The sequence below is a fragment of the Burkholderia sp. 22313 genome (genome assembly GCF_052045245.1).
Taxonomy (GTDB): Bacteria; Pseudomonadota; Gammaproteobacteria; order Burkholderiales; family Burkholderiaceae; genus Burkholderia.
The window spans coordinates 33,890-56,014 of the sequence record NZ_JBQEON010000019.1 but is presented as its reverse complement, the minus strand read 5'-3'; the positions used below and the strand labels follow the sequence as shown (position 1 = coordinate 56,014).

General features: G+C 68.5%; 23 protein-coding genes. 10 read left to right on the top strand and 13 right to left on the bottom strand.

Annotated elements, in window-relative coordinates; genetic code table 11:
- Nucleotides 1–3: 3 nt before the first annotated feature.
- From ACTJKF_RS17255 to ACTJKF_RS17245, 3 genes are read right to left on the bottom strand one after another with little or no spacing between them, the layout of a single operon-like run.
- The gene (locus ACTJKF_RS17255) at nucleotides 4–192 is read right to left on the bottom strand and encodes a hypothetical protein (RefSeq protein WP_440624710.1); all 189 of its coding nucleotides are present in this window, start codon (nucleotides 190–192) and stop codon (nucleotides 4–6) included.
- A complete protein-coding gene (gene cydB / locus ACTJKF_RS17250) occupies nucleotides 164–1,171 on the bottom strand; it encodes a cytochrome d ubiquinol oxidase subunit II (protein WP_440624709.1) in 1,008 nt (335 codons plus the stop codon). Before cydB ends, ACTJKF_RS17255 begins: the two co-directional genes overlap by 29 nt.
- A gap of 29 nt (nucleotides 1,172–1,200) precedes the next feature.
- The gene (locus ACTJKF_RS17245; protein ID WP_440624708.1) at nucleotides 1,201–2,613 is read right to left on the bottom strand and encodes a cytochrome ubiquinol oxidase subunit I; all 1,413 of its coding nucleotides are present in this window, start codon (nucleotides 2,611–2,613) and stop codon (nucleotides 1,201–1,203) included.
- Nucleotides 2,614–3,057: 444 nt separating this feature from the next.
- Between ACTJKF_RS17245 and ltaE the strand changes: the two genes are divergently transcribed.
- Nucleotides 3,058–4,071, top strand: a complete 1,014-nt coding sequence (gene ltaE / locus ACTJKF_RS17240) for a low-specificity L-threonine aldolase (protein ID WP_440624707.1) — start codon at nucleotides 3,058–3,060, stop codon at nucleotides 4,069–4,071.
- A gap of 39 nt (nucleotides 4,072–4,110) precedes the next feature.
- Here ltaE and ACTJKF_RS17235 read toward each other — a convergent pair whose 3' ends face one another.
- Nucleotides 4,111–5,019, bottom strand: coding sequence for an HTH-type transcriptional regulator ArgP (locus tag ACTJKF_RS17235; protein ID WP_440624706.1), 909 nt, complete (start codon nucleotides 5,017–5,019; stop codon nucleotides 4,111–4,113).
- 250 nt (nucleotides 5,020–5,269) lie between these two features.
- Here ACTJKF_RS17235 and ACTJKF_RS17230 point away from each other — a divergent pair, with 250 nt between their 5' ends.
- Together ACTJKF_RS17230 and ACTJKF_RS17225 are read left to right on the top strand one after the other, a co-directional pair.
- Nucleotides 5,270–6,340 (top strand): MBL fold metallo-hydrolase, encoded by a 1,071-nt coding sequence (locus ACTJKF_RS17230; RefSeq protein ID WP_440624705.1) that lies wholly within the window; start codon nucleotides 5,270–5,272, stop codon nucleotides 6,338–6,340.
- A gap of 132 nt (nucleotides 6,341–6,472) precedes the next feature.
- Nucleotides 6,473–7,132: a glutathione S-transferase family protein gene (locus ACTJKF_RS17225; protein ID WP_440624704.1), complete on the top strand. Its 660-nt coding sequence runs from the start codon at nucleotides 6,473–6,475 to the stop codon at nucleotides 7,130–7,132.
- Nucleotides 7,133–7,268: 136 nt separating this feature from the next.
- On the opposite strand, the gene ACTJKF_RS17220 is transcribed toward ACTJKF_RS17225, so the two are convergent.
- Nucleotides 7,269–7,964, bottom strand: a complete 696-nt coding sequence (locus ACTJKF_RS17220; RefSeq protein ID WP_440624703.1) for a phosphatase PAP2 family protein — start codon at nucleotides 7,962–7,964, stop codon at nucleotides 7,269–7,271.
- Between the two features lie 435 nt (nucleotides 7,965–8,399).
- A complete protein-coding gene (locus ACTJKF_RS17215; RefSeq protein ID WP_440624702.1) occupies nucleotides 8,400–9,632 on the bottom strand; it encodes an MFS transporter in 1,233 nt (410 codons plus the stop codon).
- Between the two features lie 100 nt (nucleotides 9,633–9,732).
- Between ACTJKF_RS17215 and ACTJKF_RS17210 the strand changes: the two genes are divergently transcribed.
- Entirely contained in the window at nucleotides 9,733–10,716 is a 984-nt protein-coding gene (locus ACTJKF_RS17210; RefSeq protein WP_440624701.1) for a LysR family transcriptional regulator, read from the top strand.
- A 6-nt stretch (nucleotides 10,717–10,722) separates the two neighbouring features.
- On the opposite strand, the gene ACTJKF_RS17205 is transcribed toward ACTJKF_RS17210, so the two are convergent.
- From ACTJKF_RS17205 to ACTJKF_RS17190, 4 genes are all read right to left on the bottom strand, one after another.
- A complete protein-coding gene (locus ACTJKF_RS17205) occupies nucleotides 10,723–11,361 on the bottom strand; it encodes a 2-hydroxychromene-2-carboxylate isomerase (protein WP_440624700.1) in 639 nt (212 codons plus the stop codon).
- A 182-nt stretch (nucleotides 11,362–11,543) separates the two neighbouring features.
- Entirely contained in the window at nucleotides 11,544–12,020 is a 477-nt protein-coding gene (locus tag ACTJKF_RS17200; protein WP_440624699.1) for an SRPBCC family protein, read from the bottom strand.
- A gap of 121 nt (nucleotides 12,021–12,141) precedes the next feature.
- On the bottom strand, nucleotides 12,142–12,627 hold the full coding sequence (locus ACTJKF_RS17195; protein ID WP_440624698.1) for an SRPBCC family protein: 486 nt from the start codon (nucleotides 12,625–12,627) through the stop codon (nucleotides 12,142–12,144).
- Nucleotides 12,590–12,967, bottom strand: coding sequence for an ArsR/SmtB family transcription factor (locus ACTJKF_RS17190; RefSeq protein ID WP_440624778.1), 378 nt, complete (start codon nucleotides 12,965–12,967; stop codon nucleotides 12,590–12,592). The genes ACTJKF_RS17195 and ACTJKF_RS17190 overlap by 38 nt, the downstream gene beginning before the upstream one ends.
- Nucleotides 12,968–13,147: 180 nt before the next feature.
- Here ACTJKF_RS17190 and ACTJKF_RS17185 point away from each other — a divergent pair, with 180 nt between their 5' ends.
- Nucleotides 13,148–13,726, top strand: coding sequence for a hypothetical protein (locus ACTJKF_RS17185; protein WP_440624697.1), 579 nt, complete (start codon nucleotides 13,148–13,150; stop codon nucleotides 13,724–13,726).
- A 181-nt stretch (nucleotides 13,727–13,907) separates the two neighbouring features.
- Here ACTJKF_RS17185 and fabV read toward each other — a convergent pair whose 3' ends face one another.
- Complete coding sequence (fabV, locus tag ACTJKF_RS17180) at nucleotides 13,908–15,110, bottom strand: enoyl-ACP reductase FabV (protein ID WP_440624696.1); 1,203 nt, start codon at nucleotides 15,108–15,110, stop codon at nucleotides 13,908–13,910.
- Nucleotides 15,111–15,318: 208 nt separating this feature from the next.
- Between fabV and ACTJKF_RS17175 the strand changes: the two genes are divergently transcribed.
- The 4 genes from ACTJKF_RS17175 (at nucleotide 15,319) to ACTJKF_RS17160 (ending at nucleotide 18,485) form a co-directional block, all read left to right on the top strand.
- The gene (locus ACTJKF_RS17175) at nucleotides 15,319–15,852 is read left to right on the top strand and encodes a GbsR/MarR family transcriptional regulator (RefSeq protein WP_322022759.1); all 534 of its coding nucleotides are present in this window, start codon (nucleotides 15,319–15,321) and stop codon (nucleotides 15,850–15,852) included.
- Nucleotides 15,853–15,993: 141 nt separating this feature from the next.
- Entirely contained in the window at nucleotides 15,994–17,253 is a 1,260-nt protein-coding gene (locus ACTJKF_RS17170) for an SDR family oxidoreductase (RefSeq protein WP_440624695.1), read from the top strand.
- Nucleotides 17,250–17,720 (top strand): DUF2269 family protein, encoded by a 471-nt coding sequence (locus ACTJKF_RS17165; protein WP_440624694.1) that lies wholly within the window; start codon nucleotides 17,250–17,252, stop codon nucleotides 17,718–17,720. The genes ACTJKF_RS17170 and ACTJKF_RS17165 overlap by 4 nt, the downstream gene beginning before the upstream one ends.
- A gap of 141 nt (nucleotides 17,721–17,861) precedes the next feature.
- Complete coding sequence (locus ACTJKF_RS17160; RefSeq protein ID WP_440624693.1) at nucleotides 17,862–18,485, top strand: glutathione S-transferase family protein; 624 nt, start codon at nucleotides 17,862–17,864, stop codon at nucleotides 18,483–18,485.
- Between the two features lie 74 nt (nucleotides 18,486–18,559).
- Here the strand turns inward: ACTJKF_RS17160 and ACTJKF_RS17155 are convergent, their stop codons facing one another.
- Nucleotides 18,560–19,975, bottom strand: a complete 1,416-nt coding sequence (locus ACTJKF_RS17155; protein WP_440624692.1) for a serine hydrolase domain-containing protein — start codon at nucleotides 19,973–19,975, stop codon at nucleotides 18,560–18,562.
- A 193-nt stretch (nucleotides 19,976–20,168) separates the two neighbouring features.
- Nucleotides 20,169–21,335, bottom strand: a complete 1,167-nt coding sequence (locus ACTJKF_RS17150) for a hypothetical protein (RefSeq protein WP_440624691.1) — start codon at nucleotides 21,333–21,335, stop codon at nucleotides 20,169–20,171.
- Nucleotides 21,336–21,616: 281 nt separating this feature from the next.
- Between ACTJKF_RS17150 and ACTJKF_RS17145 the strand changes: the two genes are divergently transcribed.
- On the top strand, nucleotides 21,617–22,036 hold the full coding sequence (locus ACTJKF_RS17145) for an HIT family protein (protein WP_440624690.1): 420 nt from the start codon (nucleotides 21,617–21,619) through the stop codon (nucleotides 22,034–22,036).
- Nucleotides 22,037–22,125: the final 89 nt, after the last annotated feature.

The following is a 22,125-nucleotide window of genomic DNA, read 5'->3' as shown; positions in this document are numbered from 1 at the left end:
GGCTTACTTCACCGCAAACAGCGTCAGGTTCATGAAGATCTTGAACACGTAGCCGAGCGTGACGGCGCCGAGCACGCCGCCCGCCCACAGCACGACGAACCACATCCAGCCGCGCATGCGCGGCTTCTGCGCAGCGGGCTGCCCGGGCTGCCCGGCGGCGGAATCAGTGATGGTAGTAATGCTGGTCTTCATGGCGCACCTTGCCTCGGAATACCCAGTAACCCATCGTCGTGTAGGCGATGATGACCGGAAGGATAACCGCTGCGCCGACCAGCGTGAAGGTCTGGCTCGATCGCGGCGCGGCCGCTTCCCAGATCGTCATCGTCTGAGGAATCGCATACGGGAACATCGTGACGAGCAGCCCGACATAGCCGAGCAGCACGAGCGCCAGCGCGAGCACGAACGGGGTCATGTCGTGCCGGTCGCGCACCGCGCGACGCATCCACACCGCGCAGCCGGCGACCAGGAACGGCACCGGCAGCAGCCGCCAGAACAGCCCCGACTCGAACCAGCGCTGCGCGATGGCCGGATCCTGCAGCGGCGTCCACAGGCTGACCACCGCGATGAAGCCGAGCAGCACGACGGTCAGCGGCCACACGACGCGATGCAGGCGCCGCTGCAGGTCGCCTTCCGTCTTCGCGACGAGCCAGCAGCAGCCGAGCAGCGCATACGTGGCGATCAGGCCGAACCCCGTCAGCAGGCTGAACGGCGTGAGCCAGTCGAATGCGCCGCCGGCGTACACGCCGTCCTTCACGTCGATGCCCTGCAGGAACGCGCCGAGCGCGATCCCCTGGAACAGCGTCGCGCCGGCCGAGCCGCCGATGAACGCGAGATTCCACAGCTGCTTCGTGCGCCGCGCCTTCGCGCGGATCTCGAACGACACGCCGCGGAAGATCAGGCACACCAGCATGAAGATCAGCGGCAGGTACAGCGCCGACAGCACCGTCGAATAGACGATCGGGAACACCGCGAACAGCCCGGCGCCGCCGAGCACGAGCCACGTCTCGTTGCCGTCCCACACGGGCGCGACGGTGTTCATCATCAGGTCGCGTTCCGTTTCGTCCGGGAAGAACGGGAAGACGATGCCGATGCCGAGGTCGAAGCCGTCGAGCACGACGTACATGAAGAGCCCCAATGCGATGATCGCGGCCCAGATTACGGTGACGTCCATAGGTTTTCTCGTTTGCGAATGGGATGGGCTCAGATGGTCTCGATCAGTTCGTCGACGGCCGACATCGGACGGCGTGCGGTGTGATCGAGGCGCGTGTCGGGGGTGTCGTCGTGCTTCGCGTCGGGCAGCGCGGGGCCGGCCTTCATCAGCTTCAGCATGTAGTACACGCCGGTGCCGAACACGAGGAAATACACGATCACGAACGTCATCATCGACAGGCTGACCTGCTGCACCGACAGCGGCGACACCGCCTGCGCGGTGCGCATCACGCCATACACGACCCACGGCTGGCGGCCCGCTTCGGTCGTCACCCAGCCCGCGAGCAGCGACACGAAGCCGGTCGGGCCCATCACGAGCGCGAAGCGCTGGAACCACTTCGATTCATACAGGCTGCCGCGGCGGCGCAGCAGCCACGCGAGCGCGGCGAGACCGATCATCGCGAAGCCGAGGCCGACCATGATCCGGAAGCTCCAGAACACGATGGTCGAGTTCGGGCGGTCTTCCGGCGGGAAGTCCTTCAGCCCGCGGATCTCGCCGTCCCAGCTGTGCGTGAGGATCAGGCTGCCGAGGTGCGGCACCTTCACCGCGTAGCGGGTCGTTTCGGCCTTCATGTCCGGAATGCCGAACAGGTTGAGCGCGGTGCCGCCCTTTTCGGTATCCCACAGCCCTTCGATCGCGGCGATCTTCGCGGGCTGGTGCTTCAGCGTGTTGATGCCGTGCTGGTCGCCGATCACGGCCTGCAGCGGCGCGAGCACCAGCAGCAGCCACAGCGCCATCGAGAACATCTTCTTCACGCCCTTGTCGCGGCGGCCCTTCAGCAGGTGCCATGCGCCCGTCGCGGCCACGACCAGCGCGGCGACGATGAAGGCGGCGATCGCCATGTGGAACAGGCGGTACGGGAACGACGGGTTGAAGATGATCGCGAACCAGTCGGTCGGCACGACGCGGCCGTCGACGATCTCGAAGCCCTGCGGCGTCTGCATCCAGCTGTTCGATGCGAGGATCCAGAACGTCGAGATGATCGTGCCGACCGCGACCATCAGCGTCGCGCCGAAGTGCGCGCGCGGGCTCACGCGGTTCCAGCCGAACAGCATGATGCCGAGGAAGCCGGCTTCGAGGAAGAACGCGGTCATGACCTCGTACATCAGCAGCGGGCCGGTGACCGAGCCGGCGAAGCTCGAGAAGCCCGACCAGTTGGTGCCGAACTGATAGCTCATCACGACGCCGGAGACGACGCCCATCCCGAACGCGACCGCGAAGATCTTCGACCAGAACAGGCAGAGGGTTTTGTAGTACTGCTTGCCGGTCTTCAGCCAGCGATATTCGAGCACGGCGATGAAGCTGGCGAGGCCGATGCTCAGCGCCGGGAAGACGATGTGAAAGGAGACGGTGAACGCGAATTGCAGGCGGGCCAGATCGAGGGCCGAAAATGCGGTGTCCATACCAGATGACCGAGGCTGACGATACCCGCCGGCGGGTGCCGGCGGCCCCCGACGGAGGGGGCGTCGGGGTTGGCTGGAGTATGGGTCGCGATGTTGCGCCGCGAAATGTGCCAACTCGTCGCAGATGTCCAGCCCGCCGGCCGCGATTTCGGGATAAATCGTTGATTCGTATCAAGAACGCCGCGTGCGACGCGGGCGGCCGCGGCGTGGCGGTCTGCCGCACGTGCGGCAATATGGCGCGTCGCATCATCGGAACGATGCGGCGGATGCGGAGACGTCGGCGCGCGGCGCGGTGCCGCCCGGTATCGGGCCCGGCGGCCGGCGGCCGGACGTGGTGCGCAGCCGGGCATCGGCACGTGCCGCACGAATTGCGTACACTCTGAGTCTCGTTTCGGCAGGGCCGGGCGCATCGGTTCCGGTCCGCGTTCACTCAGGGCACGAAGAATGATCGATCTACGCAGCGATACCGTGACACGTCCGAGCCAGGCCATGCTGGCCGTGATGACTGCCGCCGAAACCGGCGACGACGTATGGGGCGACGACCCGACCGTGCTGCGCCTCCAGGCGGTCGCGGCCGAGCGGGCCGGCAAGGAAGCCGGCCTGTTCTTCCCGAGCGGCACGCAGAGCAACCTGGCCGCGCTGATGGCCCATTGCGAACGCGGCGACGAATACATCGTCGGCCAGCTCGCGCACACCTACAAGTACGAAGGCGGCGGCGCGGCCGTGCTCGGCAGCATTCAGCCGCAGCCGATCGAGAACGCGCCCGACGGCACGCTGCCGCTCGCGAAGATCGCCGCGGCGATCAAGCCGCTCGACAATCACTTCGCCCGCACGCGCCTGCTCGCGCTCGAAAACACGATCGGCGGGCTGGTGTTGCCGGAAGACTATGTGCAGGAAGCCGTCGCGCTCGCGCGCGGTCGCGGGCTCGCCACGCACCTCGACGGTGCCCGTGTGTGCAATGCGGCCGTCGCATCGGGCCGCCCGATCGCCGCGTTGTGCGCGCCGTTCGATACCGTGTCGATCTGCTTTTCGAAAGGGCTCGGCGCGCCGGTCGGTTCGGTGCTGGTCGGCAATCGCGCGCTGGTCGAGCGCGCGCAGCGCTGGCGCAAGGTGCTGGGCGGCGGGATGCGACAGTCGGGCATTCTCGCGGCGGCCTGCCTGTATGCGCTCGACCACAACGTCGAGCGGCTCGCCGACGATCACGCGAACGCCGCGCATCTCGCCGAAGGGCTCGCGCGCATCGAGCCGGTGAAGGTGTTGTCGCACGCGACCAACATGGTGTTCGCGCAATTTCCCGAAGCAGACTGCGCGCCGCTCGAGGCGTGGTTGAAGGAACGCGGGATCCTCACGCAGATGCTGTATGCGTCGCGCTTCGTCACGCACTGCGACGTGTCGCGCGCGGATATCGACACCTTCATCGACGCGGTCGGCGCGTATTTCGCGCAGCGTCGCGCGTAAGGCCACCACGGTGCCGTGCGCGACGCGCGGTGCCTCACGTCACGTCGGCAGCGGCGCGAGCAGCCGGCGCGCCGCTTCGACCACCCGTGCGGACAGCGACGCCATCGTCGGCGACTGCACGGTCCACGCATGCCAGTACAGCGTGATGTCGGTCGGATGCACGGGTGCGAGATCGACGAGCCCCTGCGCATCGAGCGGCGCGCCGCCGATCAGCGGCTCCGGCACCATCGCGTAGCCGAGCCCGTGCCGCACCGCCGCGAAATGCGCGTGCGTGCCCGGCACGTAGTGGCACGGATACGCGCCTTCGGGCAACCCGAACTTCTCCTTCAGGAACGACGACTGCAGCGTGTCGCGCCGCGAATACGCGACGACGGGCGCCGCGCGCGCGCTCGTGCGATTCAGGCCGCGCGGGAACCAGCGCCCCGCGAACGCGGCCGCCGCGAGCAGCCGGTAGCGCATCGTGCCGAGCGGCGTCGCGACGCAGCCGCGCATCGGCTTCGGCTCGGTCGTCACGCAGCCGACGGCCATCCCGCTTTCGAGCAGCGCGAACGTGTGGTCCTGGTCCTCGACGATCAGCTCGAACAGGATGCGCTCGCCCGCGAGCACCGACGTCAGCGCGGGCAGGAACCAGGTGCCGAGGCTGTCGGAGTTCAGCGCGATCGTGACCGAGATCGGCGATTCGCGCTCGGTCGCGAGCGTGCTTTGCAGGTCGGCCTGCAGCAGCGCGACGCGGCGCAGATGCTGCAGCACGCGCTGTCCCGCGACCGTCGGCCGGCACGGCCGCGTGCGCAGCACGAGCGGCGTGCCGAGGCTCGCCTCCAGCGCGCGGACCCGCTGCGTGACGGCCGATGCGGTCACGTGCAGGCGCACGGCGGCCTGCTCGAAGCTGCCGGTGTCGGCGACGGCCAGCAGCGCGGCGGCCTGCTTCGGATCGATCGTCAGAGACATGGGACGCAATTCCTGTGAACGTAAGACGAGAACAGGCGGTAGTGTAAGGGCGTAAGGCAGCGCGCGCGATGGTCCGGGCGCGGCACGAGGTCCCGCCGCATGCAACGATGCGGGTGGCGCGCGCGTTTTGCACTACGCTGTAGGAACGCGCGCGCCGCGCGCCGGCGCGGCCGGTTGCGCAACCGGCACCATGCGCACGAACCGCACCCTCCACCCAACCCGCACGCCCAGCCGACGGAGCGACTTCGCCATGATCTTCCGGCAACTTTTCGACCCGCAATCGTCGACCTACACGTATCTGCTTGCCGACCGCGCATCGCGCGAAGCGCTGCTGATCGATCCCGTGTTCGAACAGGTGCGCCGCGACGCGGCGCTGCTCGACGAGCTCGGGCTGCGGCTCGTCGCGACGATCGATACGCACGTGCACGCCGATCACGTGACGGGCGCGTGGCTGCTGAAACAGCGCACCGGCAGCGCGATCGCGATCTCGGCCGCGAGCGGCGCGCAGGGGGCCGACCGCTACCTGAACGATGGCGATCGCTGCGCATTCGGCACGCGCTACCTGACCGTGCGCGCGACGCCGGGCCACACGAGCGGCTGCATCAGCCTCGTGCTCGACGACGAATCGATGGCGTTCACCGGCGACTGCCTGCTGATCCGCGGCACCGGCCGCACCGACTTCCAGCAGGGCGACCCGCGTGCGCTGTATCGCGCGGTGCACGGCCGGCTGTTCACGCTGCCGGCCGCCTGCCTGCTGTATCCCGCGCACGACTATCGCGGGCTGACGGTGACGAGCGTCGGCGAGGAGCGGCGCTTCAACCCGCGTCTGGGCGGCGATCTCAGCGAGGACGATTTCGCGGGCTACATGCGCAATCTCGGGCTCGCGCATCCGCGCCAGATCGACGTCGCGGTGCCCGCGAACCTGCGGTGCGGCTTCGCCGAGAACGCGCCCGATGTGCCGGTGCAGGCGGACTGGGCGCCGCTCGTCTACACGTTCGCCGGGTTCTGGGAAATCGATCCGCAATGGCTCGAGGATCACCTGCCGGCCGTGCAGGTCGTCGACGTGCGCGAGCCGGACGAATTCAGCGGCCCGCTTGGCCACCTGCCCGGCGCGACGCCGATTCCGCTCGGCGAACTGGCCGCCCGCACCGGCGAGCTCGCGCGCGACCGGCCGATCGTGACCGTGTGCCGCGCGGGCGGCCGCTCCGCGCAGGCGACGGTGATCCTGTTGAAGGCCGGTTTCGACGCGGTCGCGAACCTCGGCGGCGGGATGCTGCGCTGGCGCGGCGAAGGCCGCGTCGTGATGGACGGCCGATCGTAACGGCGGCGCGATACCGCACCACGGAAAAAAATAGTCGGACCGGTGTCGAATCGGCCTGATGCCGTTCGTCGTCAAGGTATCCGATCACATGGCGCCGCATGACGCGGCGCCGAAACCCCGGGAGCCCCCGCGATGACGCCGACGCTATACGCCCATCCCTTTTCGTCCTACTGCCAGAAGGTGCTGACCGCGCTGTACGAAAACGGCACGCCGTTCGACTATCGCGTACTCGCGCACGACGATCCGAAGCCGATGCAGGAACTGGCCGAGCGATGGCCGATGAAGCGCTTCCCGGTGCTCGTCGACGCGGGCCGCACCGTGATCGAGGCGACCATCATCGTCGAGTACCTCGACCTCTACCATCCGGGCCCCGTGCGGCTCGTGCCCGATGACCGGCGCGCGGCGCTGGACGTGCGGACGATGGATCGTTTCTTCGACAACTATGTCGCGACGCCGCAGCAGAAGATCGTGTTCGACGCGTTGCGGCCGGCGCACGAGCGCGATGCGCGGGGTGTTGCCGATGCGCGCGCGATGCTCGACACGTCGTACGCGTGGCTGGATCGCACGATGGCCGATCGCGAATGGGCGGCCGGCGACCGCTTCAGCCTCGCCGACTGCGGCGCGGCGCCGTTCCTGTTCTACGCGGACTGGACGCACCGGATCGATCCGTCGTTCTCGAACGTGATCGCGTATCGCAAGCGGCTGCTGGCGCGGCCGTCGTTCGCGCGGGCGGTCGACGAAGCGCGGCCGTATCGTGCGTTCTTCCCGCTCGGCGCGCCCGATCGCGACTGACGTGCGCGGTCGCGATCGCGGCTGCGGCGGCGACGCGGGCGGCGGCATGCACATGGCGCGATGCGACTGCACAGGGCCGGCAGCGCGTGCCGGGGCGTCGTGACGACAGCAGCGGATGCATCGCGGCGCCGTCCCGTTACATCGCCGTGTGCTTGACCGACCGCGCGAGCGTCAGCAGTTCGTCGAACTGCGTGATCAACTCGAAGCACAGCAGGAAAGCGAGCGTATAGGCCGGCGCGGGGAAGCGCCGGATCGCCTCCAGCACCTGCGGCGCGAATCGCGCGCGAATCCCGTCGCGCGTCAGCAGCCACGCGATCGCGATGCCGATCGCCGCACCGGCGATCAGGTCGGTCGGATAGTGATAGCCGAGATACGCGCGCGGCACGCAGATGAACACGACCGCATACAGCAGCGCGAACACGCCGGCGCGGCGCGCGATGATGAAGATGCCCGTTGCGATCGCCATCCACAGCATCGCGTGATCGCTCGGGAACGAGCTCCATGCCTGCAGCGTGGCCGCACGCAGTTCTTCGGACGGAAAGTGCAGGTGCAGATCGGGGTTGTAGATCGGCCGCACGCGAAACGGCAGGACCTTTGCGAGCAGCCGGCCGAACGCGAGCGCGAGGAGCCCGCTCGCGACCGTCGCGACGACCAGCTCGCGTTGCCGTTCGCGTTGCGGCCCCGGCTGGAACCATAGCCAGCACAGCACGGGGATGAGCACGAAACCCTTGAACGTATAGAGGCCGGCGATCACGCGGATCGCATGGTTCATCAATGGGTCGAGCGTGATGTGGGTGAGGAAGATCTGGATCGTGGTGTCGAAATTGTTCATGTTCTGCGACCCCGGCGGACACGCAGCGCATGACATGCGGCCGACAGGATCAGGAAGCGCGCTCCGACCGGAGCGCAATGGGTGGCAAGTATGTCACCGGTAATTTCGAAGAAAATGGGAAAAAATACCGGGAATCCCCTGAGAAAACGCGTTTTTTTGACGGGGCCGGATTGGAGGGGGCCGTGCGGCGCGGCCGGCCGAATCCTCATACGGTTGCGTGCGCATCCTTCCGTCAGGGCGGAGAAATAATCGGTTGAACTGGACAATGCCGCGAGCCGGCGCGGACCTTGCATCGGATGAGCGAATGCGGTTCGTGCCTTGCACGGCACTATCGCGCCGCGCCGTGTCGCGTAGCACCGAACGAAAACAAAAAGAAAAGGCGGGCAAGCCCTGCGGCCTGCCCGCCTCGCATTCGCGCTGCCAGCGCTGCCAGCGTTACCGGCGCCACACCCGCACGGCCAGCGCCGCGAGCGACGTCGCCACCGCCAGCACGATCACCGCATTCCAGCCCAGTTGCGCGAGCAGTGCACTGCCGAGCGCGGCACCGGCTGCCATCCCGATGAACATGCCGACGAACAGCACTGCATTGAGGCGGCTGCGTGATGCCGGATCGATCCGGTAGACAATCGACTGGTGCGCGATCAGCGTGGCCTGCGTACCGAGATCGAAGCCGATCGTCGCGGCGGCGAGCAGCGCGAGCTGCGCGTGCGGCGTCATCAGCGGCGCGGCGGCCATCACGGCGAACGACACCGTCGCGATCCCGATGCCGAGTCGCGTGACGCGCTCCGGTCCGTGGTGATCGGCGAGGCGTCCGGCCACCGGGGCGGCCAGCGCGCCGGCGGCGCCTGCGAGACCGAATGCGCCGGCGGCCGCGCTGCCGAGGTGGAACGGCGCGCCGTGCAGCATCACCGCGAGCGTCGACCAGAACGCGCTGAACCCGATGGCCAGCAGCCCTTGCGCGAGCGCCGCGCGGCGCAGCGCCGGATGACGGCGCCACAATTCGCCGAGCGAGCCGATCAGCGCGCGATACGACAGCTGCGTGGTCGGTTCGAAGCGCGGCAGCCGGCGAGCGGCCACGATGCCGATCGCGGCGACGCTGGCGGCCGCGAGCGCGAACATCGCGCGCCAGCCGGCCGTTTCCGCGACGAAGCCGGCGACGACGCGCGACAGCAGGATGCCGAGCAGCAGCCCCGTCATCACCGTGCCGACGATGCGGCCGCGATGCGTGTCGTGCGCGAGCGTCGCGGCGGCCGGCACGACGTCCTGCGCCATCGTCGCGGTCAGGCCGATCGCGAAACTCGCGGCCAGCAGCAGCCCGAGCGACGGCGCGAGCGCCGCGAGCAGCAGCGCGCCGACCAGCGCGGCGGCTTTCGTCACGATCACGCGGCGCCGGTCGAAGCGATCGCCGAGCGGCGCGAGCAGCAGGATGCCGAGCGCATAGCCGAGCTGCGTGAGCGTCGGCACGAAGCCGATTGCGCGTGCCGACGCGCCGAGATCGGGGCCGAGCGCGGCGAGCATCGGCTGCGCATAGTAGAGCGGCGCGACGCCGAGGCCGGCCGCTGCCGCGAGCAGCAGCACGAGGCGGCGATCGGGCATCGAGAAAGCGGCCGCGGGGGCCGAGGCATGGGCCGCGCGGGGCGCGGCGGCGAGGCGGGTCGGAGTGGACATCGCGTACATCCTTGTTCGGGTAACGGATGGACGGCAGTGTGCCGACCGGCGGCCGGCCACGGTAGTGCCGCCCGGCGCAGATTTGTTATACGCTTCGCGAATGACCGAGAAGACCTCTGCTTTGCCCGCTGCTGGCGGGTTTCAGCGCATTCAGACGGTGCCAGTCGACGGTGCCGGCTATCGTTTCGAGCTGATGGAAACCTTCGTGCGCATAGTCGAGTCCGGCAGCCTGTCGGCTGCCGCCGTGCAGTTGCATACGACGCAGCCGACCGTCAGCCGACGGCTGCAGGCGCTCGAACGCTCGCTCGGGATACGGCTGCTGCAGCGGACGACCCATGCGATGCGGCTGACCGTCGACGGCGAGCGCTGCTTCACGCGCGCGAAGGCGTTGCTGGCGAACTGGGCGGCGTTCGAGGCCGATCTGCGCGGCGCGCAGGAGGAGCCCGACGGGCTGCTGCGGGTCGCGGTGCCGCACGCGTTCGGGCAGGAGCGCTTCGTCGCGCCGCTCGCGCAGTTCCTGCGCGACTATCCGCGGGTGTCGGTGGAATGGCTGCTGCAGGACGAGGTGCGCGACTTCGTCGGCAGCGGGATCGACTGCGCGATCCAGGTTGGCGAGCCGACCGATCCGGGTGTCGTCGCGATCCGGCTGACGAAGGTGCCGCGCTTCGTGGTGGCCGCGCCGTCCGTGCTGAACGGCGCGGACGTACCCGCCGATCCCGACGCGCTCGCCGCGTTGCCGTGGCTCGCGCTGCGCACGTACTACCGGACCGAGCTGACGCTGACGCACACCGTCACCGGCGACACGCGACGCATCGCGATCCGCCCGCGCTTCACGACCGAGAACCTGTACGCATTGCGCAGCGCATCGCTGCTCGGGGTCGGCGCGTGCGTCGGTTCGTCGTGGCTGCTGGCGGACCCTCTCGCGCGCGGCGAGCTCGTGCATCTCGCGCCGGACTGGCAGGCCGCGCCGTTGCCGGTCTACCTGACCTACCCGCACGCGCAGTTCTATCCGTCGCGGCTCGTGCGCTTCGTCGCGATGATGCGGGAGGCTGTCCCCGCGCTCGTCGAAGGGCGCGAATCGTAGGCGCCGTCAGCCACGCCGGATACCTTCGGGCAGCGCGCTGATGCGGCGCACTTCGGGCGAGTCGAGCCACGCGCGGGAGGTTGCGCAGTCGACGAACATGTCGGTCGCGTCGTCGCCCCAGAACAGGTCGCCGTCGAGTTCGAAGGTCGGCACGCCGAACACGCCATGCGCGATCGCCTGATCGGTGTTCGCGCGCAACGCGTCCTTCACCGATGGGGCTTCGACGGCCGTCACGCCTTCCGGAAAGCCCACGGCCTCGCACAGCGCGGCGAAGCCGTCCGGCGTCGCTACGTCGTGGCCGTCGCGCCAGATGTGGCGGAAGATCCGCCGGATCGCGTCGGGCGAGTTGCCCATCGCGATCGCGAGACGCAGCGGCCGGATCGGGTTGAACGGATGCGCGGGCGGCATCCGGAACGCAATGCCGAGCTTGTCCGCGCGGTATTGCGCGTGGCGATAGGTGAAGATGCGCTTCGCCGCGATCTCGGCCGGCGCCTTCTGGCCCCAGTGCGTGAGCAGCGCGCCGAGCACGATCGGCTTCGGCGTGTAGGCGGCGGCGGGCGGCAGTTGGTCGAACCGTTCCTGCTGCAGATACGCGAACGGCGAAACGAAATCGAAATACCAGGTGGCGGTACGCGCGGCGTTCATCGTGCGGGGCTCCTCGTGCGGATCCGGATGGGCGCGTGCGCAGGCCGGGCGGGGTGGCGAGCGAGGCACGCGGGGGCGGGCCAGTGTCGCACGCGGCGGCGTTTCGTGCTGCCGGGCAGCGCGAGCGGGGGAATCCTGGATGTGGCCGGGGCGGCTCCGGCGCCGCGCAACGCGAATGACCGCTAATCCTGCTCCACCAGCGCCGCGAGCCGGGCGAGCGCCATCCGCCAGCCAGTCTCGTTGTCGGCCGCCGGCACGCCGGGCGGCACCCCGTCGTGCACCGCATCGACGCGCGTGCCGCCTGCTTCGTCGGACAGCGTGATCGTGATCGTCATGGCGCCGCGCAGCATCGGATCGTCGGTTTCGAACACGTCGATTTCGACGATCTGCCGGTCGGGCACGAGCGTCACGAAGCGGCCGTGATAGGTGTCGGTGTGCGCGGTGGTCTTGCCGGTGCCGTCAGACGATTCGTCGTGACTCAGCGACACCCGCAGCGCGCCGCCTTCGCGCGCGTCATAGGCGTCGACGCGGCATGTCATGCCGTCGGGCACCTTCCATTGTTCGACGGCATGCGGGTCGAGCAGCGCGCGGTAGACGCGCCCGCGCGGCGCGTTCAGGTGCCGGCTGACCCGGGTCGAATGCGTGTGCATGTGCAGCATGTCGCCTCCCGCGGAACGCGCACGACGGTGCACGCCGGATGCCGGCGTGTCGTCGTGCTTCCATCTGGAATCCTAGGCGCCCACGTGACGGCATGCAATCGAACCGTACACTCGGCCGCATTCAGCGCAACGCGGCCGCGAATTCGTCGAGCTGCGTGATGCAGATGTTCCAGCCCTCGAAGAACCCGAGTGCCTCGTGCCGCTCGCGCGTCGCCGCGTCGGGATGCATCACGCGTGCTTCGTAGCGGCAGCCGCCGTCGTCGTCGGCCATCGTGATGACGGCCGTGAAGCCCATCCACGGTACCTGCGGCCGCCAGCCGCCCGCGAGCATCGACGTGAACGCGATCCGCGCTTGCGGCACGATCTCGAGGAAGCAGCCGGGGTTGTCGCTCGTGCCGCCGTCCGGGCCGCGCATGAACGTATGGAAGGCGCCGCCCGGGCGCAGGTCGAATGCACGCACTTCGGTGGTCCACGGTTTCGGGCACCACCATTCCTTCAGCAGTTCGGGGTCGGTCCACGCGCGCCAGAGCGCGTGGCGCGGCGCGCGCAGCGTGCGGGTGATGACGAGGTCATGGGCTTCGGCGGGGTCGACGTGGCTGGCAGACATGTGCTTGCTCCTCCTGGTGGCGGCGTTCGACGAATTCCACGAGACGATCGGAGCGCGCTTCCCACAGCGCGCGCTGCGCGGCGAGCCACTGCTCGGCTTCCGCCAGCCGGCTGCCGACCAGCTCGCAGGTGCGCGAGCGGCCGGCTTTCCGGGTCTGGACGAGGCCGCTGCGCTCGAGCACGGTGATGTGCTTCATGAACGACGGTAACGCCATGTCGAACGGCGCGGCCAGTTCGGAAACGGTCCGCCCGCCGCCGCCGAGCGCGCTGACGATCGCGCAGCGTGTCGGATCGGCCAGTGCGTGGAATACGTCGTCGATGCCGGGTTGAAAGTTAGCCATGCGGCTAAGTATAGGCGATGCAGCGGGCATTTTCATCGGGTAGGATGATGGGGCCGTAACACGCGCCGGCCGGGCCGGGCGGCGGCGAGCGCCGCGGCATCAATAGCCGCGCCGCGCGTCGCCGGTCCGATATAGTGGCGCTGGAAATCGCCCCGGAACGCCAACGGAATTGCCGCCTCGATGAAACGCTCCCATGTCGCTTTTGTCCTCACGGCGCTGCTCGTCGCGCTGCCGATCGCCGCCTGGGCGCTCGTCAAGCCGCTGCGCGTCGTCGCGCCCGCGCTGCTGCCGGGCGTGTCATGCCCGAGCGCGGACATCTGCACGGACGATGCCGCGAAGCTCGGCGACGCGCAGCAGCTCTATCGCGACGGCTACGCGCGCGCGGCGGCGGCGGTGGGCCCGTTCCACGCCGCGCCGCGCGTCGTGTTCTGCTCGACGCGCGCGTGTGCCGACCAGTTCGGGCTCGGCGAACGCGCGGCACTGACGCTCGGGAATTTCGGCGTGGTGATCGCGCCGCGCGGCTGGCAGACCTACTTTCTCGCGCACGAACTGATTCATCACCGTCAGGCTGAAGTGCTCGGCAACCTCGCGGTCGCGACCAAGCCGCGCTGGCTGATCGAGGGGATGGCGTATGCGCTCAGCGACGATCCGCGTCATCCGTTGAAGGAGCCGTTCGAGTCGTGGCGCACGCGATTCGAAGCGTGGCATGCGGCGCTGGGCCAGCGGCCGCTGTGGGACGCCGCAAGGGCGGTGGAGTAGAGGTGGAGTAGCGCGGGACGCGGTCGCCCCGGGATGCGGAGGGGGCCGCCGATGCGTTCGCGCGGCAAGGGGAGTCGCGTTGCCGGCGCGGGTGTGTCCGGACGAGGCGACGCCGTGTCGACGTCGCTCGCGGAAGCGGCCGCCCGCCGCCCGCGCATGCGCGCGGCGGGCACGGCAATCGTCAGACCGTCGTATCGATGATGCCCGGGATCTTCACATCCGGGTTCACGTCCGCGTCGTAGTCGACGCCGGCGATCTCGAAGCCGAACAGGCGCAGGAACTCGGTCTTGTAGCCGGAGAAGTCGGTCATCTCGTACAGGTTCTCGTTCGTGACCTTGTCCCACATCGCGACGACCTTGCCCTGCACTTGCGGATCGAGCTCCTTGTAGTCCGCGCGCAGGCGGCCTTCTTCGTCGATGTGCGGCGTCGCGCCGTACAGGCTGTCCTTCAGGAGCCCGTACACCTGCTCGATGCAGCCTTCGTGCGTGCCGGTTTCCTTCATCACCTTGAACAGCAGCGACAGGTAGAGCGGCATCATCGGGATCGCGGAGCTTGCCTGCGTGACCACCGCCTTCAGCACCGACACGCGCGCGTCGCCGCCGTGCGCGGCCAGCTTGTCGCGGATCGACAGCACCTTCTTGTCGAGATCCTTCTTCGCTTCGCCGATCGAGCCGTTCCAGTAGATGTCGTGCGTAATTTGCTCGCCGAGATAGGTGAATGCGGTCGTCTTCGCGCCGTCGGCCAGCACGCCGGCTTCAGCGAGCGCGTCGATCCACATCTGCCAGTCCTCGCCGCCCATCACGGCGACGGTGCCGTCGATCTCTTCCTGCGTCGCCGGCTCGAGCGACACTTCGCGAATCACTTCCTTGTCGGTGTCGAGACCGCGGAACGTGACCGCCTTGCCGACCGGCTTGAGCGTCGAGCTGATGGTTTCGCCCGTCTTCGGATGCGTGCGGCGCGGTGCCGCGAGGCTGTAGACGACCAGGTCGATCTTGCCGAGATCCTGCTTGATGGTGTCGATCGTGATCTGCTTGACCTTGTCGGAGAAGGCGTCGCCGTTGATGCTGCGCGCATAGAGGCCCTTTTCGGCGGCGAATTTCTCGAACGCGGCGCTGTTGTACCAGCCGGCGGTGCCCGGCTTCGTTTCGCTGCCGGCGCGCTCGAAGAACACGCCCAGCGTGTCCGCGCCCGAGCCGAATGCGGCCGAGATCCGGGCGGCGAGGCCGTAGCCGGTCGACGCGCCGATCACGAGCACCTTCTTCGGGCCGTTGGCGATCGGGCCGTGCGAAGTCACGTAGTCGATCTGTTCCTTGACGTTGGCTTCGCAGCCGACCGGATGAGTCGTCACGCAGATGAAGCCACGCACGCGCGGTTTGATGATCATGGAAACCTCTGTCTATCAGGAAAGGCGGGGACGGCCTGAAATCGGAAAAATCCCGCGCATTGTAATGGAAGCGGGCCGGCACGGCGGGAAAGGCGCGGCACGGCGACGGGCGCAATCGCCGAGGGTCCGACCACGCACGTGACGATTCGTGTCGGTGCCATTTATTTCTCTCTTGACAGAAATAACTGAAAAAACTAAATTTCCCGTCATGGAACTCACACCGATTGCCGAACGATTCATTCTCCACTGGGGCGAGATGGGCTCGCGCTGGGGCGTCAACCGCACCGTCTCGCAGATCCACGCGCTGCTGTACCTGGCCGGGCGGCCGGTCGCGGCCGACGAGATCGCCGAGACGCTCAACGTCGCGCGCTCCAACGTCAGCACGAGCCTGAAGGAGTTGCAGGCATGGCGGCTCGCGAAGGTCGTGCATGTGCTGGGCGATCGCCGCGACCATTTCGAGACGTCGACCGACATCTGGGAACTGTTCAAGCTGATCGTCGAAGGGCGGCGGCAGCGCGAGATCGAACCGACGCTCACGGTGCTGCGCGATTGCCTGACGAGGCCGGAGATCGCCGACGAGAGCCGCGAGACCGAACAGCGGATTCGCGACACGCTGCAGTTCGTCGAGACGCTCACGACCTGGTCCGACGAAATGCTGCGGCTCAAGCCCGACACGCTGATGAAGGCGCTCGGCATCGGCGCGAAGATCAGTCAGACGGTCAGGCGCAAGTCGTCGAAGTAAGCGGTACCGGACGTGCGGGCACGCAGCCCGCTTTTTTTGGAATCTGCATTTCTGTCGTTACAGAAATAACTGTAAATAGAGGATGAAAATGAGCACGGCATGGTTGTCGATGCGCCGGCATGCGGCACCGCGGAGCGCGACATGAACATCCTCGTCTGCGGCGCGAACGGCTTCATCGGGCGGGCGCTCGGCGCGCGGCTCGAAGCCGATGGCCATCGCGTGCTGCGCGGCGTGCGTCATGCGACCGGCCCGCACGACGTCGCGATCGATTTCGCGAAGGATATCGATGCCGATGCATGGCGCGCCCGGCTGGACGGCGTCGACGTCGTGATCAACGCGGTCGGGATCCTCGCCGGCCGGCGCGGTGCGACGCTCGATGCCGTGCACCGGGCGGCGCCGTGCGCGCTGTTCGCCGCATGCTGTCGCGCCGGTGTGCGACGCGTGATCCAGATTTCGGCGCTGCGCGTCGAGCGTGGCGATACGCCGTACTTCGCCAGCAAGTACGCGGCCGACTGCTTCCTGCAGACGTTGCCGATCGATTACCGGATCGTGCGCCCCGCGCTCGTCTACGGGGCGTCCGGCACGTCGGCACGGTTCTTCCGGATGCTTGCGAGCCTGCCCGTGCACGTGTTGCCTGCGGGCGGCCATCAGCGGTTGCGTCCCGTGCATGTCGACGATCTCGCCGAACTCGTCGCGCGGCTCGTCGATGCGCGGGCGTCCGGCAATCCGGTCATCGAAGCGGTCGGTGGCGACGAAGTCGAGTACCGCGAGATGCTGAGCGTCTATCGCACCGCGCTGGGCTTCCCGCCGGCCGCGCGCGTGGCGTTGCCCGGTCCATTGGTCGGCGCGGCCGCCGCGCTGCTCGGCACGATGCCGGGCGCGATGCTGACCCGCGACACGTGGACGATGCTGCGCGGCGGCAACACCGGCGATCCCGCGGCGCTCGCGGCGGTGCTTGGCCGGCCGCCGCGCGGGCTGCGGCGTTTCATTGAAGCGGACGCGGACGCAGCCGCACTGCGCCGCGACGCGCTTGCGATGTGGCGGCGGCCGCTGCTGCGGGGCGCACTCGCGATGGTCTGGATCTGGACGGCCATCGTCAGCGCATTCATCCATCCGCGGCACGACAGCCTCGCGATGCTCGCCCACGCACATCTGACCGGACTGCCTGCGCTGATCGCGCTCTATGCGGCCTGCGCGCTGGACTTCGCGTTCGGCGTGGCGACCCTCGTGGCGCCGTCGCGGCGTCTATGGGCCGCTCAGGCCGCGCTGATCGTCGCGTATTCGGCCGTCATCGCGGCGACGATGCCCGGCCTGCTCGCCGAGCCATTCGGCCCGGTGCTCAAGAACGTGCCGATTCTCGCGATCCTGTTGATCCTTTTTTCAGAAGAAGAACGCGCATGAACACCTATCTGGTCGTCAAGACGCTGCATATCCTGTCCTCGGTGCTGATGGTCGGCACCGGCTTCGGCACCGCGTTCTACCTGTTTTTCGCGAACCGCACGCGCTCGGTGCCGGCGATCGCCGCCGTGTCGCGCCTCGTGGTGCGCGCGGATTGGTGGTTCACGACGCCGGCCGTGCTGTTCCAGCCGGCATCGGGGTTGTGGCTCGCGCATACGGCCGGCTGGCCGTGGGACACGCCGTGGCTCGTCGCGTCGATCGTGCTGTATGCGATCGCGGGCGCGTGCTGGCTGCCGGTCGTGTGGCTGCAGATCGAACTGGCCGCGATCGCGAAGCGCGCGCATGCGGACGCCGCCGCCGCGCTGCCGGAGCGTTACTGGCGCTATGCGAAGCGCTGGGAACTGCTCGGCTATCCGGCGTTCTTCGCGATGCTGACCGTCTATTTCCTGATGGTGCTCAAGCCGATGTAAGCAGGCGCGGCGGGCCGGAATGCCGATTTTGCGTGCGGACCCTGTCGATTCTCGTGAGCTCGTGTATAAATTCGGCGTGACCCCGTTCGGGACGTGTCGCGCGTCCCGAACGCTTCGCATTCGACCTCACAAGGAGCCTGCATGCTGCACATCCTCGGCAAGATCCCGTCCATCAACGTCCGCAAGGTGCTGTGGCTGTGCACCGAACTCAACATCCCGTTCGAACAGGAAGACTGGGGTGCGGGCTTTCGCACGACCAACGACCCGACCTATCTCGCGCTGAATCCGAACGGCCTCGTGCCGGTCATCAAGGACGACGACTTCGTGTTGTGGGAGTCGAACACGATCATTCGCTATCTCGCGAACCGCTATGGCGGCGACGCGCTCTATCCGGCCGAGCCGCAGGCGCGTGCGCGAGTCGACCAGTGGATCGACTGGCAGGGCGCGGACCTGAACCGGTCGTGGGTCGGCGCGTTTCTCGGTCTCGTGCGCAAGTCGCCCGATCATCAGGATCCGGCGGCGATCGCGCAGTCGATCGCGGGATGGACGAAGCATATGAAGGTGCTGGAAGCGCAGCTCGAGGCGACCGGCGCGTTCGTGGCCGGCGACCATTTCACCCTCGCCGACATTCCGATCGGCCTGTCGGTCAACCGCTGGTTCGGCACGCCGTTCGAGCATCCGGATTTCCCGGCGGTGAGGCGCTATATCGAACGTCTGGCGACGCGCGACGGCTTCAAGCAGTACGCCGGCAGCGCGAACCCGTAACGCACCGCAGGTCACGGACGGTGCGGCGGCATGGCGGCATCACTGCTACCGCCGCCGCGCCACGTCACGACACGTCACGAGCCGGATGCCGGCACGGCCGCGAGCACGCGCGCGAGAAACGCCTCATGATTCCACGCGGATTCCGGCCGCGACAGCCCGAGCCGCACGACCACCAGCTCGCGGCTCGGCACCACGCTGACGAACTGGCCCTCATGACCGACCGCATGGAACGCGTCGGCGGGCAGCGGGCTCGCGTGCGGATCGCGATCGTTGAACGGCTCCGGCACCTTGACCCACAGTTGCGCGCCGAATTCCTCGCGCGTCGATAGCGGCGTCGCACGCGTCAGGTAGCGCACCCAGCCTTCCGGCAGCAGCCGCTGCCCGTTCCACACCCCGTCCTGCAGCAGAAGCTGCCCGAAGCGCGCCCAGTCGCGCGCGCTCGCATACATGAACGACGCGCTGCCGAGCGTGCCGGCCGCATCGGGCTCGAACACCGCGCTGCGCATCCCGAGCGGCGCAAACAGCGCGCGGCGCGGAAACGCGAGGTAGTCGTCCTCGGTGCCGCCCATCGCGACGCGCATCACGCGCGCGATGATCGCGCTCGTGCCGCTCGAGTAGTGCCACTGCGTGCCGGGTTTCGCAGCGAGCGGCTTCGCGGACGCGAAGCGCGCGGTGTCGGGCTGCGTGAACAGCATGACGGCGACGTCGGACAGCGGGTCGTCGTAGTCCTCGTTGAATTGCAGCCCGCTCGTCATCCGCAGCAGCTCATCGAGGGTGATCGCCGCGCGCGGATCGCCGCTGTCGCGCCATTCGGGCAGCAGCGCCGACGCATCCGGCGACAGCTTGTGTTGCGCGACGAGGATGCCGGCCAGCGCGGCCGTCACGGTCTTCGTCATCGACCAGCCGGGAAGCGGCGTGTCGGCCGTGAAGCCGGGCGCATAGCGTTCGGCGATCACCTGGCCGCGCCACATCACGACGACCGCACGGGTGCGGCGCGGCCGTGCCGGATCGGGTTCGTCGAACGCACGGTCGAGCGCGTTCCGCAGCTTGCGTGCGTCGATGCCGGCGGGCGGCGCGGCCTGCGCGACGGGCACCGCCTGCGCGGGTGGCGGATCGGCCTCGGGGGAGGGCGGCAGCGCGGCCGGCAGCACGCCGGGCGACGGCCCGAGCGCGAGCGTGCAGCCGAGCCCGGGCCGGAAGTCCGCTTCGCGTTGCGCGAAACCGGCGAACGTCGCGACCGCGCGATGATGCTCGGGATCGATCGACGGCCGCACCAGTTTCAGCAGCGGATGCACGCCGGCCATGATGTCGACGTCGATCACCGACGCGGCCGGACGGCCTGACACGAATACGCCGGAACACAGCGCCTTCGCGGCATAGCCTGTCGCGATCGGGGCGAGCCGCGACAGCATGTATCCGGTGTAGCCGAGCGCGGCGACGAGCGCGATGGCGGCACCGCGCAGGATCAGCGATTTGAAGGGGATCGTCATGCGCGAGCGTCCTCGGTGGCGTGCCGGCAGGCACCGATCCGGCAGTGTCGCAGGTTCGGGCGAGCGGTGGCAATCGCGGGGGTGACGACGCCGGGCAGCGTCGCTCAGGCGGCATGGTGCCCGGCGTGTGCGAATCGCATGTGTCGATCGCGCAGGTTCGAACGGGCCGGATGCGGCCCGTCCACGCAGTGCGTCATTGTGCGTTGTCGTTGTCCGAACGCAGGGTCCAGACCGTCGCGGTATTCGTGTTGTCGTCGACGGCCGCGAATTGCGGCTGGCCCTTGCTGCCTTGCCCGAACGCGAGGCCGAAGGCCGACCCCGGCACGGTATCGACCTGCATCTGGGCGATGAAGCGTCCGTTCACGGTGAATTCGACGATCTCGCTCGGTTGCAGCGGGTCGGGGTTGACCGCGTCGCCGTTCGCGGTCACGAGATGCCCGTTCGGCGCGAGCGCCAGCGCGAGCGGGCCGTGCAGGTGCGTCGCGTCGAAGTAGATCATCTGCCCGAGGCCGACGTCACGATTCGTCGATGCGGCGTTGTGGATCGCGAACACCGCGTTGTCGCCGGTGGACGCGACATACAGCACGTCGATGTTCGGGTCGTACGCGAGGCCGGTCGGGCCGACGACGAGCGCATTGGCATCGGGCCGGTGCAGGTAGCCCGACGCGATGATGCGCGAGCCCGGCAGCATCCTGACGCCGTCGCTGCCGATCGCCAGCTCGATCCGTGCGACCGTTCCGTTCAGCACGTTCGACACGAACGCGGTCACGCGCTGGCCGCGATCGATCACGGTCATGTCCCACGGCCCGTCGAGCAGCGTGCTGCTGGACAGTTGCGTGACGAGCGTGCCTTGGGGCCCGATGACGAGCAGCGAGCCGGGGGGGACGACGGTGCCGTTCGGCGCGGGGACGTTGCCGACCAGCACGAAGCCGCTGCGCAGGACCGCGAGCGCGGTCGTCAGGCCGAGATTGCTGCCCTGGAAGAAGGTCGCCGGCGTCTTGCCGGGCGACAGCTTCACGATCGTCGTGCCGGTGCCTTGCACGTTCGACATTGCGTTGAAGTTGGACACGACGACGTCGCCCGGTTTCAGCGTGCTCCAGCTCGGCACGCCGCGCGGCACGAACGCGATGCCGTACGGATTGAGGTCGCCGTTGGCGGGCACGGTCGACGCGGTGACGGACGAGACGACCGGCAGGATGATGTTACTGCCGCCGGCCCACGCGAAGGCGGACGACAACGCAACCAGCCCGGCGCCGCAGGCCGCGCGGCATAGCGTGCGCGCCAGCGTGCGGCGAACATGCGCGAGGACGGGCGGGTGAAGGGCTGCGGCGGGCGAACGACAGGACGGGAGAGGGTCCATGGCATGACTCCGGTTGATGATCGCGAGCAGTCATCCCGGCTGCCGGCCTGCGCAGCCGACGGGTGTCCGGCGCGGGTTCGCGATCCTGCAATGCGACACCGCACCGGGAGTAAACGGATCGCGCCGGCCGAATATTCCATCCGGCGAGCGATATTGCGTGCGCGCCGGCGCGGATTGTTCACCGCAAGCGCGACACGGCCTGACACGTTGAAATCCGTCCCGTCGTCGGCCGATAATCGTCCGGCATCGATCTCCCATTCAAACCGCCATCGGAAAACGCCATGTCCTACGACAACAACAACCCGTTCGCCAAAATCCTGCGCGGCGAACTGCCGTGCGTGAAGGTCGCCGAAGACGACGCAACCCTCGCGATCATGGATCTCATGCCGCAGGCCGACGGTCACGTGCTCGTCATCCCGAAGGAGCCGGCCGCGCAGATCTTCGAGCTGTCCGGCGACGCGGCCGCGGCCGGCATCCGCATGACGCAGCGCGTCGCGGCGGCCGTACGCGCGGCGCTCGGCCCGGACGGCGTGTTCATCGGCCAGTTCAACGGCGCGGCGGCGGGCCAGACGGTCCCGCACGTGCACTTCCACGTGATCCCGCGCTGGGAGGGCGTCGAGTTGCGGCTGCACGCGCGCGACATGGCCGATTCGGCCACGCTCGAATCGGTCGCGCAGCGCATCCGCGCACGTTTCGTGTAACACCGGCACGGCTCGTGGTGCGGGCGGCGCCAGCGGGCATGTGCCGTGACGCCGTTCGCCCGTGTTTCAACGGTCACGCGAGGTAACAC

Excerpts from the sequence above, each read along its gene's own strand:
- ACTJKF_RS17175 (WP_322022759.1), top strand. The coding sequence starts at position 15,319 with ATGGAACTCACACCGATTGCCGAACGATTCATTCTCCACTGGGGCGAG.
- ACTJKF_RS17145 (WP_440624690.1), top strand. The coding sequence starts at position 21,617 with ATGTCCTACGACAACAACAACCCGTTCGCCAAAATCCTGCGCGGCGAA.
- ACTJKF_RS17220 (WP_440624703.1), bottom strand. The coding sequence starts at position 7,964 with ATGAACAATTTCGACACCACGATCCAGATCTTCCTCACCCACATCACG.
- cydB (WP_440624709.1), bottom strand. The coding sequence starts at position 1,171 with ATGGACGTCACCGTAATCTGGGCCGCGATCATCGCATTGGGGCTCTTC.
- ACTJKF_RS17160 (WP_440624693.1), top strand. The coding sequence starts at position 17,862 with ATGCTGCACATCCTCGGCAAGATCCCGTCCATCAACGTCCGCAAGGTG.
- ACTJKF_RS17195 (WP_440624698.1), bottom strand. The coding sequence starts at position 12,627 with ATGTCTGCCAGCCACGTCGACCCCGCCGAAGCCCATGACCTCGTCATC.
- ACTJKF_RS17185 (WP_440624697.1), top strand. The coding sequence starts at position 13,148 with ATGAAACGCTCCCATGTCGCTTTTGTCCTCACGGCGCTGCTCGTCGCG.
- ACTJKF_RS17215 (WP_440624702.1), bottom strand. The coding sequence starts at position 9,632 with ATGTCCACTCCGACCCGCCTCGCCGCCGCGCCCCGCGCGGCCCATGCC.
- ACTJKF_RS17245 (WP_440624708.1), bottom strand. The coding sequence starts at position 2,613 with ATGGACACCGCATTTTCGGCCCTCGATCTGGCCCGCCTGCAATTCGCG.
- ACTJKF_RS17150 (WP_440624691.1), bottom strand. The coding sequence starts at position 21,335 with ATGGACCCTCTCCCGTCCTGTCGTTCGCCCGCCGCAGCCCTTCACCCG.
- ACTJKF_RS17235 (WP_440624706.1), bottom strand. The coding sequence starts at position 5,019 with ATGTCTCTGACGATCGATCCGAAGCAGGCCGCCGCGCTGCTGGCCGTC.
- ACTJKF_RS17205 (WP_440624700.1), bottom strand. The coding sequence starts at position 11,361 with ATGAACGCCGCGCGTACCGCCACCTGGTATTTCGATTTCGTTTCGCCG.
- ACTJKF_RS17230 (WP_440624705.1), top strand. The coding sequence starts at position 5,270 with ATGATCTTCCGGCAACTTTTCGACCCGCAATCGTCGACCTACACGTAT.
- ACTJKF_RS17225 (WP_440624704.1), top strand. The coding sequence starts at position 6,473 with ATGACGCCGACGCTATACGCCCATCCCTTTTCGTCCTACTGCCAGAAG.
- fabV (WP_440624696.1), bottom strand. The coding sequence starts at position 15,110 with ATGATCATCAAACCGCGCGTGCGTGGCTTCATCTGCGTGACGACTCAT.
- ACTJKF_RS17210 (WP_440624701.1), top strand. The coding sequence starts at position 9,733 with ATGACCGAGAAGACCTCTGCTTTGCCCGCTGCTGGCGGGTTTCAGCGC.
- ACTJKF_RS17200 (WP_440624699.1), bottom strand. The coding sequence starts at position 12,020 with ATGCTGCACATGCACACGCATTCGACCCGGGTCAGCCGGCACCTGAAC.
- ACTJKF_RS17155 (WP_440624692.1), bottom strand. The coding sequence starts at position 19,975 with ATGACGATCCCCTTCAAATCGCTGATCCTGCGCGGTGCCGCCATCGCG.
- ltaE (WP_440624707.1), top strand. The coding sequence starts at position 3,058 with ATGATCGATCTACGCAGCGATACCGTGACACGTCCGAGCCAGGCCATG.
- ACTJKF_RS17190 (WP_440624778.1), bottom strand. The coding sequence starts at position 12,967 with ATGGCTAACTTTCAACCCGGCATCGACGACGTATTCCACGCACTGGCC.
- ACTJKF_RS17165 (WP_440624694.1), top strand. The coding sequence starts at position 17,250 with ATGAACACCTATCTGGTCGTCAAGACGCTGCATATCCTGTCCTCGGTG.
- ACTJKF_RS17170 (WP_440624695.1), top strand. The coding sequence starts at position 15,994 with ATGAACATCCTCGTCTGCGGCGCGAACGGCTTCATCGGGCGGGCGCTC.
- ACTJKF_RS17255 (WP_440624710.1), bottom strand. The coding sequence starts at position 192 with ATGAAGACCAGCATTACTACCATCACTGATTCCGCCGCCGGGCAGCCC.